The organism is Gracilimonas sp. (assembly GCF_014762685.1).
Taxonomy (GTDB): Bacteria; Bacteroidota; Rhodothermia; order Balneolales; family Balneolaceae; genus Gracilimonas.
On sequence record NZ_JABURM010000006.1, the window covers coordinates 913704 to 925261 of the forward strand.

Here is an 11558-nt window from a genome sequence, read left to right on the forward strand (position 1 = left end):
AATTTACGTGTGTTATCCAAACCCATTGCTGAGTGAGTTCATTCACATAATTTAACAGGGTTGCTTAACTACCGTGCTTTAGTAAGTTTATTAAACCGATAATTATGTAAAGCAGCCGCAACAGTTAACCCGCAAATCAATCCAATCCAAAGTCCTTCAGGGCCGTAACCCATGGAGATACCGAGAATGTATCCAATTGGAAATCCTATTAACCAGTATGAGATAAAGTTTACAACCATGGGGATTCGGGTATCTTTCAATCCTCGTAAAGCCCCAAATGCCCCTACCTGAAGGCCATCGGAAATCTGGAATATAGCTGCCATAAATATCAGGGAAACAGCTACACGAGCTACTTCTATATCATTGGTATAAATGCCTATGATAAAGTCTGGTGCGAGGAAAAGGAATAGAGCCGTGAAAGTCATAATTCCTGCGCACATTGCGATACCTATAAAACCGCGAAACCGTGCTTTTTCAATTGAGCCCTGCCCAAGAGAAAAACCCACCCGTTGAGAAATGGCCATTGAAAGTCCGAAAGGAATCATAAACATGGTAGCCGCCACATTAATCGCAATTTGATGGGCTGCTGCTGCTTTCACACTTAACGTCCCCATGAGCAAACTCACGGTGGCAAAAAGCAAAACTTCCATAGTCGAACTGATTCCATTTGGAACACCTACTTTGATTAACTCACCGATATACTTCCATTCCGGTCCGGTAGTTCGTGCAAAAATATTAAACCGCTTAAATGGTTTGAAAGAAAAAGTAAAAGAGAGAAAGACGATTGCTCCAAATAAATTGATAATGGAAGTAGCATAGCCGGTTCCTATAGCTCCTAATGGAGGAAACCCCAATTTTCCATACATTAAAACATAATTGGCACCTACATTTAGAACCAGACTGACTGCAGCTATATACATGGCTGGTTTGGTGACGGACAATCCTTCGCTGAAATAGCGGACACCCGCATATGCCAATAAGGGAAGGATTCCCCATGAAATGGCTTTTAAATACCCATCCGCAATGGGAATAATTTCAGATGTCACTCCCACTAAGTTCATTACAATATCGAGATTTCGAATCAGGAAAAAGCAAGGAATAGCGAGCATCAGTACCAGCCAAAACATTTGACGCGCACTTTTACCAATTTCTTCAAACTTACGTGCTCCCAAAAATTGAGAGACAATAGGATTTATGGCGATAAGGGTTGCCATGCAGAAAATTCCAATGGGCATGTAAATGGCATTCCCAATGGCAACTGCGGCCAAGTCGAGCGCAGAAAGATTACCCGCCATGACGGTATCGGTAAAGTTAAGCCCCATACGCATAAGCTGTGTCGCGATAATAGGGCTACCAATGGCCATTAATTTCAGGCCTTCTTCTTTTATTTCTTTTTGTTGATTCCTCATAGTAAATGGGTGAAAAAGGTACGGACAATTACTAATTAAAAGTGATAGAGTTTGGCTGTCAGGGTGATTGTCAAAACTCTCTCTTTTTTTTCACACGGAGGCACTTACGGAGGAATCTCTAAAGTGTTAAGCATTAATTACCAAAAATATAGAGGAGTCATCCAAATAGAGCTGATTAATCGGACTTTGCCATATTAGATAAAGTGTTTTACAAGCTTAAAAGTTCTGTTGAAAACTAACCGTTTAGATGTTCCTTAATGTTAATCATTTATTGGGAAGTTCAACTCTGAAAGTCGTGCCTTTGCCCGGGGTTGAAGTAAATGTGATACTGCCACCATGTTCTTCCACAATTTTTTTGGTTATGGCAAGCCCCAATCCCGTGCCACTGGATTTAGTGGAGAAGTTCGGAACAAAAATTTGATTGCTGCTTTCTTCGGGAATTCCTTCACCGTTATCTTTTATAAAGATATTGATGGATTTATTATTTTTATCTAAAGCTGAACTTAAAATGATTTTACCACCATTGGGCATTGCCTCATGTGCATTTTTGACCAAGTTTATCAAAACTCTCCGCAGTTCATCCTCAACTCCGTTCACCCATAGTTCTTTCTCACTTAAATTTATTTCTATGATGAATTTTTGATCAGTATCATATAGTTCAGCAACAGTAGAGAGCAGTCCATTTATTTCAACAGGCTTAAATTCCTCATCAGTAGGTTGTGCAAATTTTGAGAAGTCGGAAGCAATTTTACTTAACGACTCGATCTGTCCAATCATGTTTGCAGTAATCTTTTCAATCTGAGGTTTCATTTTGTTGAAGTCTTCATCGGATACATTTAGTTGCCGCTTCAGGTGTTGCAGGTTCAGTTTCATGGGTGTTAGCGGGTTTTTGATCTCATGCGCAACTTGCTGAGCCATTTCTTTCCATGCGGCTTCCCGTTCAGCTTTCGCTAAATCTTTCTGTAAATCCTTTAGGCGATATACCATCACATTGTATGCATTGGTCAGCGAACCAATCTCATCCTGGCTTTTTACAGGAAGGGTGGTTTCCAGATTCCCCCCGGAAATTTTTTTAAGCCCTTCACGCAAGGCTTCAAGGGGGGCTGTCAACTGGGTTGAAATAAGGGCTGCCCCAAGTGTGAAAAGCCCAAAAATAATCACATAAAAACCTAATAGATAACTGGTTGTAGAAAGCAGTTGTTCATTGAATTTTGGCGCTTCCAAGAAAGTGGGAATGGCAATGATACCTGCAATTTCAGCCTCTTCATTCAGCCATGGCTGATAACCGATCAGTAATTCCTGACTTCCGAGTTTTAATTTTCGTGTGACTTGGTTATTCCCTTTGTTATAGATGGATTCATAGACATCCCAAGGCAATAGTCTTGGCAATAAATGCTGACTGTAAATTTGTCCGGTTGTAGATATATCCACGGTTTTGTTTCGATAAAGCGAAGCGTCTGCATCTAAAGTAGAGGTTAACTCGTTAAGTGGGATTTGGGAACTGTTTGGCGATTGTGTTTCATGCAGGGATACGGCTTCTGTTAAATTTTGGAGTTTATTTAATAGCTGATCCTGAACGCTCTTTTGGTTCTGGTTTTTTATGGCATAATAAGTGGTTGCAATTAATGCCATTAAACAAATGAGGGAAGCAAAAATAAAACGGTCGATCAGTCGGTCCCTGAATCTCTTGTTATGTCCCAGCAGTTTTAGATCGCTTTCCCAAAATATGGTTCCAAGTATAATTAAGCCGGCTATTAAAATGCTAAAGAAGAATCTGAAAACAGAAAAAAGGTGGTTGTCAGGGCCCGGTTGTTTGGTTGCAGCTCGAATAATCTGTTGATCAGATGTGGCAATAAAAAGTTCACGAATACTTTGGTTTGCGAGCCCGGAAACGCGCTGATAAATAGATTCTTGCTGAATTTTTTGAGTGAGTTCATCCGGTAATCGCAGATATCCTGGGAGATCAAGAGGAGTGCCTACAATATTTCTGCGTGCCGCACTACCATCTATATACTCAGTAATACTTATGGATGCATTCCAGTTTTTACGGCCCTCGGAGGCTATAACTGCCCGAAGAGGTTTGTTAAATTGAGGTCGTTCGCGATAAACCGAACATAAGATCCATCCTATCCGCGTTTCTGAATTATTTTCATAAAGAGGAATCCACGCCCGCCGAAAAGAAGAATAGTTAGAATTCGCTTCATTCAATGGACGCTCTCTTACTACAGGCCGAAGATTGTTTATTCGAATTCGTTCTTCCTGAAAAGGAATCACTAACGAAAGCATATTAAAGGCACGAGTCCAGGCCGGAGAGTCAAGATTTGAGGAGTACTCGCCTATAATTTCACCTTCATTATTTACCAATTGTGTGGAAATTGAAAAACTTTCCCATCCCTCCGAAATTAATTGCTGAGTTTGTTGGGTAAATATATTTTCAACAAAAGCTGGTTTTTCTATTAAATCCAAAGCAGAAAGTTCTGACATGGATTGTTGAAGATTGGTTAGCAAGTCTCGTGCGATACGTTCAGCTTCTGTTGCTTCTTCTTCTACAAAGAGCTGGGCAGCCTCTTCCAATTGATTGTTAAGTCTATCTGAGTATCCCTTATACATGGCAATGTACGTGATGCAGACGGCAAAGAAGCTAAACAGTAAAAAGAGCCTTAAGTGTGAAGCTCGTGAAAAGACAGATTTATTTTTATAAGCCTGAACAATGCAAATTAGTATAATCGCAAAAAATGTCACTGTGGTTAGTAAAATCCATAATGATTGTACCGGATATAAATTCAATGTAGTAATAAGGAATATGCCTGATGCAAAGCCTGTGATCATTAGCGAAAACGGAATGAAATATGACTTTTTACTGAGATTCATCAGAAACCAACCAAGCAGGCTGAGCAGAAAAGTGACAGACAATACAAAAACTCCTGAGATCACATAAAAAAGCAAGGTTTGCCAGTCGGGAAATACCTCTAAATCTAAAACAGGAATTGAAGATTGGACAAACAAAGAATAGGTCTCAAATAGAAAAAAGTAGAGCAGAAAAGAACTAAGAATACCAAGAAAGAAAAAAGTTAGAAAGAGAGTAAACTTTGGTTTTTCATCCGAATTAAATTCCGCGTTTAAAAGTGGGTTATAGCAAACAACGGTAATCAGTAAAATAAAAATGGAGTGAATACAGTATTCAATAAATGGAATCGCTATGGAAAAATCCTTTTCCAAAAGGGTATTGAAAAGCTCAATCCACCCTATCCCGTATTCAATGTTTGAAAAAAACAGCCAGGCTGAAATAAGTGCAAATAGTTTTAAGAGAAGAGATTTCCATGTGCTTAATTCTTGTGAAATCGAAATTAAAAAAAGAGCAACTAACGAGATGAGAAGCGCATAAAATATGGCTCGATATATAAAAAATTGATTTTCTTTTGCGGCACGATAGACCGCGTAATCTTCATTTAAGGTATAAATGACTCCTACGGAATCAACGCTCTGGGTAGATAAATTTGTACTGAATTGAGGATCCCGGGGAGGTTCGTCAAAGAAACTAAAGCGAACAGGGTATTCAGATTTGGATTGAAAGAGAGCAGAAGGAGATAATTCTGAGGCGCCCCTTATAGGCAGAATATTTTCTTGCTGTATTCGCTGTCGGGTAAAAAGGTAGAATTTTGAGACGGAATCTGCACGCTGGATGTTGATTGGAGCTCTGTAACTTATAAACGTAACATTATTACTTTGTTCTATCCCAACAAATGCTTCTTTACTTTCCCCTCCTAAATAACCTAAAATATTTTGAGCCCCAAAACCTGACCAAAGGATAAGTTCTTTATCCTTATCCTTGAATAAAGATGTGCCCCAAAAATCGTATTCATTTTCCACCTCTTCCAGAATGGATGTTAAGGGAGCCGAATCTTCTAATTGTTGACGTGTATATTCAAACAGGTTATTGCTTTGATGTATAAAGTCAGACTGAAATCTGTAATATCGCTGCAATGCATGATTGATGGACTCGTTGGCAAGTTCAGCTCGTTCTGATTCATCAAGTTGGCCGTGTTCAATCCAAATTTCAAACAAGCCATAGCTAAGTGCTACCAGAGTTAACAGGAAGGCAAGAACCCAAGTTTTATTTTTGATAGGAGATTTCAAGATAGCGCAACTCAAAAATTAAATTAGTAACGAATATGAGCGTAAATTAGCGGCTAATCAAGTTTGGTATTTCATCATCTGGTTTGCCTTGCAATACCGAGGTGATAGCTTCTGCAGCAAGCATACCAATAGCTTCCCTGGTTTTATGTGTAGCGCTAGCGATGTGGGGTAGCAATAATGTATTCGGGGCACTAAGTAATTTTGGGTGGACTTTTGGCTCTTCTTCAAAAACATCCAGGGCAGCACCCCCAATAATTTCGTCATGAAGAGCTTCTGCCAAAACAGCCTCATCAATTACAGCTCCCCGGGAAATATTTATGAGTAAAGCATGCTGAGGCATTATTTTTAAGAGCTCTCTGTCAACCAAATGATGGGTTTCCTCAGTAAGGGGGCAGTTTAGGCTAAGTACATCGCTTCGGCGGGCAAGTTCTTTGTGATCATTAAAATATTCAGCATCGAGTGCTTTTTCCTTTTTAGGGTCAATGGGTGATCTGTTGTGATATATAATATTCATGCCAAAAGCCCGTGCACGTTGGGCGAATGCTTGTCCGATTCTTCCCATTCCAATGATTCCCAAAGTTCGCCCCCGTAATTCCATACCCAGAAACCCGAGCGGCTCCCAACCGGTAAATTTTCCGTCTCTCAGGTATTGTTCAGCTTCTTTGAATTTCCGGGATAAGGCAAGTAGCAATCCCATCGCATAATCTCCACAGGCTTCAGTAAGTACATTCGGAGTATTGGCTACTTTTATGCCAAGTTTGTTCGCTGCTTTAACATCAATATTATCATACCCTACGGCAAAATTAGCGACAATCTTCAGGTTTTTGGCCTTGTTTAATACTTTTTCGGTAACCGGAGTAGAGAGCATGCATAAAAGAGCGTCGTATTTTGGAAGATCCTGTAGCAGTTGCTCTTCAGATTGATAGGCACCTTTTTGAGCTACGGTAACTTCACCGGTGTTCTGCAAATAGGAAACAACTGCTTGTGGGATCGGCTCAGTAACTAAGATATGGGGTGAAGAAGTGCTCAAAACAAATGATTAAGCTTCGTCGTCTGAATCTTTGATATAAGTTACATCGGCATCATTCCACATTCGTTCAATACCGTAAAAATCTCTCTTTTCTTTGCTCATTACATGAACTACAATATTCACAAAATCCAGAATTACCCATGAGCGCCCTTGCAAGCCTTCTTTTTTCCAGGCCTTTTCACCCATTTTTTTTTGAAGATCTTCTTCTACGGCATCAGCAAGTGCTTTTATCTGAACATCTGAAGTACCATGGCATACAACAAAATAATCAGTGAGCGTAGTCAATTCAGAAACATCCAGTACAGTAATTTCTTTTCCTTTCCGGCTGAGTAAAGCTTCGGTAATTATTTCTACCATTTCTCTTGAATCAGGAGCATCATCTGAAAAAGAATGCTCAAATTGTGTTTTTGCCGGTTGTTTGATATCTGTCATAAATAAATTTAATCTGTATTAAGTTGTTCAAAATCGTGGCCAATAATAACGCTTACATCAAGATAAAAATCAGGAGATGATTCTCTGATTACATTTTGTTCAGAAACCCCCAATGCATTGGCTACGCGATAGGCGTTATCCATTACACCGCTTCTTGATATTATAATGGTTTCTTGAAGGTCAAAAGTTTCAAAATTCCCGGTTTCAACAACGTCAAAGCCGTTGGATCTCAGCAGGCCGGTATAGGCATTGGCAATTCCATCTACGCCACATCCGTTCAGTACTTCAATCTGAATAATCTGGCTGATGAGTTCGGATTGTAATTCTACCCGTTCGTTAAAAATCCGGGGATAAATAATCCGGGTGAAAAGCGCCGCCACTAACACAATTAGAAGTACACTTAGAAATCCGATTGCAGCGTTTAAAAAAAGTTCATTGGTACTGGTAGGACTCTTGCTGTTTGTTTCTGCCATCAACTAAGTTTTAACACTAATACCATGGATTGAATCGGTCATAGCCATACATCCCATAGCCACCGCGATTAAAGATCCCATACCCGCTCGGCAATTGTTGGTATTGAAATCTAATGTGAGCATTGTCGCTGATCTTGTAATTCAATTCGGCATTTCGAATAAGAATTTCTCCATTTAGATTATTATCACTGTTCACAAAATCAGAGCCTCCGAATGGAGAATGAAGAAAAGAAACATCTACCCTGCCTGTAAGGTCCGGGGTAATCATGAAATTCAAAGTATTCGTATAAGCATTCACGTTTTGATAAGTTCCACCCACAGCCCCAAAACTCATCGAATAAGAGTGGCTCATAGTTACTTTATTTTGGAAAAAGTCATTTAGCCACGACTGTATTGAGGGTGCTTGAGTATTTATAATCGGGCCGGAAAATGTATAGGATGCAGGAAGATTTTCTCGTAGCTGGGCCGATAATTGAGTGCTTAATAATAGCGCAAAGATAAAACTGGTAATAAATAATTTTTTCATGGTGCTCACATAATTTCTGTTTTAACGCAAGAGCATATGTTTAAGTATAACGAATTGGGGTTTAATAATAAACAACAGACAATAGGTACTTTCATTGAAATCCCATAAAAAAAAGCATATCTTTATCAACTTTTCTAACTGTACCGAAAAACCTATAGAAAGCTAAATGAAGCTCACCGATTTTAAATTTGAAATTGACGATTTAAATATACCTGAAGAACCACTGGAAAAAAGAGATTCAGCAAAATTAATGGTTCTGAATCGTGCCGAAAAAACAATTGAGCACACCACTTTTTCTGAGATCCATAAATACATCAACGAAGATGATGTGATGATCTATAACAATACAAAGGTTTTTCCTGCTCGCCTGAATGGTAAAAAGGAAAAAACCGAGGCTGATATTGAAGTATTTTTACTTCGTGAACTTATGCCGGAAAATATGTTGTGGGATGTATTGGTGGAGCCGGCTCGTAAAATTAGAATTGGCAATAAGCTGTATTTTGGTGAAGAAGATGAAGAGCTGATGGCGGAAGTAGTGGATAATACCACTTCCAGAGGGCGAACGATTCGGTTTCTGTATGAAGGGCCTAACCAGGATTTATATGACCGTTTGGACGAGCTGGGCAAAATGCCACTCCCTCCATACGTTGAGCGCGAGCCGGTTGAAGAAGACAAAGAGCGATATCAAACTATTTTTGCTACAGAACGAGGAGCTGTAGCCGCCCCAACAGCTGGAATGCATTTTACGGAAAAGCTTGTTGATAAAATTAAAAAGAAGGGAGTGGAGTTTTTGCCTACTACTCTTCATATAGGATGGGGGATTTTTCGAAATGTGGAGGTTGAAGATCTTACCAAGCACCGTATGGATTCTGATAATTACTTCATTTCCAAGGAGACCTCTGATAAGATTAACGAGACTCTTAAGAAGAAGAATAATAGAGTTATTGCCATTGGCTCCAGTGCGGTACGTACCATAGAAACAAGTGTAATGGCTAGTGGGATGTCAAAAGCAGGCACCGGCTGGACAGATAAGTTTATCTATCCTCCTTATGATTTTAAAATCACCGAAGGTCTGATTACCAATTTTCATCAACCGGAATCTACACGCCTGATGCTGGCTGCTGCTTTTGCAGGTTATGATTTCTTGATGGAAGCTTATGAGGAAGCTAAAAAAGAAAATTACCGAATGTTCTCTTTCGGTGATGCAATGTTGATTATATAAATGTCTGGTCTGTCGGTCATAATACCGGCGGCGGGGTCGGGCGAGAGAATGGGTTCCGAAATCCCCAAGCCTTTTATTAAGGTAGGGGATAAAACCATTCTTCATCACACGGTATCTAGGTTTTTAAACGTTCCGGGTATTGTTCAGGTTATAATTGCGACTTCTGAGAAGTATATACCTGAAATTGAAGCAATGTCCGATTCTTTTTCTAAAGGAGCAGATTTATTTAAAGTGGTGAAAGGTGGTGCTGAAAGGCAGTACTCTATTTATAATGCACTTGAATATGTATCAGGTCAGGCTCATTTGGTGGCTGTACATGATGCAGTTCGTCCATTTATTAGAAAAGAGTTGATTGTTGAATGTTGTGAGGTTGCAGAAAAAGTTGGGGGTGCTGTTTTAGGTGTACCGGCCAAAGATACCATCAAGCAGGTGGACAATGCACGGATGATAACATCTACACCCAATAGGGCTTTCCTCTGGCAGGCCCAAACTCCCCAAATTTTTCGAAAAGACCTTTTGCTTAAAGCTTATCAATCAGCTTTGGAAGATGAATATATTGGAACTGATGACGCCTCTTTGGTGGAACGCATTGGAGGGAAAATTCAAATGGTGGAAGGAGATCGGGAAAATCTTAAAATAACCTATCCGGTTGACCTTAAGATCGCAGAATTAATTTTTGGAACAGATCAATGAAAGGAATACGCATCGGATACGGGTATGATGTTCATCAGCTTAGAAAAGGGCGAAAACTGATTCTCGGCGGAGTCGAAATTCCATTTGAAAAAGGACTGTTTGGTCACTCTGATGCGGATGTGCTCCTTCATGCTGTCACCGATGCATTATTAGGTGCTCTTGCGTTAGGTGATATTGGGGGGCATTTCCCTGATACAGAGGAAGCTTTTAAAAATGCAGACAGCCGAAAGTTGCTTCGGGAAAGTTATGCCTTGATAAAAGAAAAAGGCTATGAATTGGGAAACCTTGATGTAACCGTGATTGCAGAGCAACCAAAATTGCAACCTTTTATAGGTAATATTCGAAAGAATGTAGCCGAAGATCTCGAGTGTTCAATAGATGATGTTTCTGTGAAGGCAACTACATCTGAAAAGTTGGGGTTTGCAGGTCGTGAAGAGGGTATAATTGCTCAGGCGGTAGTTCTTATTTATCAAAGAGACTGATGGCAGATCAAATTGTACAAAGCATTATAGAGTGGATAAATTTGGTGCCTCCGGTCGGAGTGTATTTGATTTTTCTGGGAATCGCCTATATCGAAAATCTTATACCACCATTACCGGGAGATGTTTTGGTTGCCTTTGGCGGATATTTGGCAGCAGAGGGGGTTATTAAAATATTCCCGGTCTGGAGCTTGACGATCATCGCATCTGTTGCTGGATTTATGACTATGTATTGGTTGGGGCATCGGTGGGGAGCTCAAATTGAAAGCAATCGTGAAAGTCATTTTATACTCCGCTTTATTCCTTATAAATATTTTTCCAGAGGTAAAAAATGGATGAGCAGATGGGGGCAGGGAGTTGTCATTGCCAATCGGTTTTTAGCCGGAACGAGATCGGTAATCTCGCTCACAGCTGGCATGTCTCATTTGAAAGTGACACCCACAATCCTGAGTTCTTTAGTGAGTTCCATTCTATGGAATAGCCTCTTATTGGGCATGGGTTGGGTTATTCGAGATAACTGGCAAATCATTGGAGACTATTTATCCAACTATGGAAAGATTATTTTGGCCTTAATTGTGCTATTCGTTGCCGGTAAAGCCTATTTTTTTTATTTGAATAAGAAATCCGTTACCAAAGAGGAAAAAGAGTGAAAGTTTTTAACAAAAGTATATTGACAATCAAAGCTATCATACTTAATTTTGAAGTCTTTCGCGAAAAGCCAGTGTAGCTCAGTTGGTAGAGCAACGGTTTTGTAAACCGTCGGTCATCGGTTCGAATCCGGTCACTGGCTCAGCGATCTTACTGGGGAGATACCAAAGCGGCCAACTGGGGCAGACTGTAAATCTGTTGTCGTAAGACTTCGCAGGTTCGAATCCTGCTCTCCCCACGCGTAAGCGAGCGTAGCTCAATTGGTAGAGCGTCACCCTTCCAAGGTGAATGTTGCCGGTTCGATTCCGGTCGCTCGCTCAACCATGCCGATATAGCTCAGAGGTAGAGCACTTCCATGGTAAGGAAGGGGTCGTCGGTTCAAATCCGACTATCGGCTCAGGTCGAACTTTTTTTTGATAACAATTTTAAAACAACACTTACAATAAAACAGCTTAATCATGGCAAAAGAGACCTTTCAACGGAATAAGCCACACGTGAACGTGGGGACG

Annotated in this window: 10 protein-coding genes and 4 tRNA genes; 8 read left to right on the plus strand and 6 right to left on the minus strand. The window is 40.2% G+C overall.

Annotated features, from left to right (window positions below):
* Positions 1-68: 68 nt before the first annotated feature.
* From HUJ22_RS13650 to HUJ22_RS13675, 6 genes are all read right to left on the minus strand, one after another.
* Positions 69-1409 (minus strand): MATE family efflux transporter, encoded by a 1341-nt coding sequence (locus tag HUJ22_RS13650; RefSeq protein WP_290878256.1) that lies wholly within the window; start codon positions 1407-1409, stop codon positions 69-71.
* Positions 1410-1673: 264 nt separating this feature from the next.
* Complete coding sequence (locus tag HUJ22_RS13655; RefSeq protein WP_290878257.1) at positions 1674-5546, minus strand: ATP-binding protein; 3873 nt, start codon at positions 5544-5546, stop codon at positions 1674-1676.
* A gap of 46 nt (positions 5547-5592) precedes the next feature.
* Positions 5593-6576, minus strand: a complete 984-nt coding sequence (locus HUJ22_RS13660) for a D-glycerate dehydrogenase (RefSeq protein ID WP_290878258.1) — start codon at positions 6574-6576, stop codon at positions 5593-5595.
* 9 nt (positions 6577-6585) lie between these two features.
* The gene (gene rsfS, locus HUJ22_RS13665) at positions 6586-7008 is read right to left on the minus strand and encodes a ribosome silencing factor (protein WP_290878259.1); all 423 of its coding nucleotides are present in this window, start codon (positions 7006-7008) and stop codon (positions 6586-6588) included.
* Positions 7009-7016: 8 nt separating this feature from the next.
* Positions 7017-7481, minus strand: coding sequence for a LytR C-terminal domain-containing protein (locus HUJ22_RS13670; RefSeq protein WP_290878260.1), 465 nt, complete (start codon positions 7479-7481; stop codon positions 7017-7019).
* Between the two features lie 16 nt (positions 7482-7497).
* Complete coding sequence (locus tag HUJ22_RS13675) at positions 7498-8007, minus strand: hypothetical protein (RefSeq protein ID WP_290878261.1); 510 nt, start codon at positions 8005-8007, stop codon at positions 7498-7500.
* 166 nt (positions 8008-8173) lie between these two features.
* Between HUJ22_RS13675 and queA the strand changes: the two genes are divergently transcribed.
* The 8 genes from queA to HUJ22_RS13715 all read left to right on the plus strand — a co-directional run bounded on the left by queA (position 8174) and on the right by HUJ22_RS13715 (position 11446).
* Positions 8174-9229, plus strand: coding sequence for a tRNA preQ1(34) S-adenosylmethionine ribosyltransferase-isomerase QueA (gene queA, locus HUJ22_RS13680; RefSeq protein ID WP_290878262.1), 1056 nt, complete (start codon positions 8174-8176; stop codon positions 9227-9229).
* The gene (gene ispD / locus HUJ22_RS13685) at positions 9230-9922 is read left to right on the plus strand and encodes a 2-C-methyl-D-erythritol 4-phosphate cytidylyltransferase (protein ID WP_290878263.1); all 693 of its coding nucleotides are present in this window, start codon (positions 9230-9232) and stop codon (positions 9920-9922) included.
* A gap of 5 nt (positions 9923-9927) precedes the next feature.
* Positions 9928-10404: a 2-C-methyl-D-erythritol 2,4-cyclodiphosphate synthase gene (gene ispF / locus HUJ22_RS13690; protein WP_366871104.1), complete on the plus strand. Its 477-nt coding sequence runs from the start codon at positions 9928-9930 to the stop codon at positions 10402-10404.
* Positions 10404-11051 (plus strand): DedA family protein, encoded by a 648-nt coding sequence (locus HUJ22_RS13695; protein WP_290878265.1) that lies wholly within the window; start codon positions 10404-10406, stop codon positions 11049-11051. The genes ispF and HUJ22_RS13695 overlap by 1 nt, the downstream gene beginning before the upstream one ends.
* Before the next feature lie 67 nt (positions 11052-11118).
* Positions 11119-11191 (plus strand) — tRNA-Thr (locus tag HUJ22_RS13700).
* A 13-nt stretch (positions 11192-11204) separates the two neighbouring features.
* Positions 11205-11287 (plus strand) — tRNA-Tyr (locus tag HUJ22_RS13705).
* A 7-nt stretch (positions 11288-11294) separates the two neighbouring features.
* Positions 11295-11367, plus strand: a tRNA-Gly gene (locus HUJ22_RS13710).
* Positions 11368-11374: 7 nt separating this feature from the next.
* Positions 11375-11446, plus strand: a tRNA-Thr gene (locus tag HUJ22_RS13715).
* Positions 11447-11558: the final 112 nt, after the last annotated feature.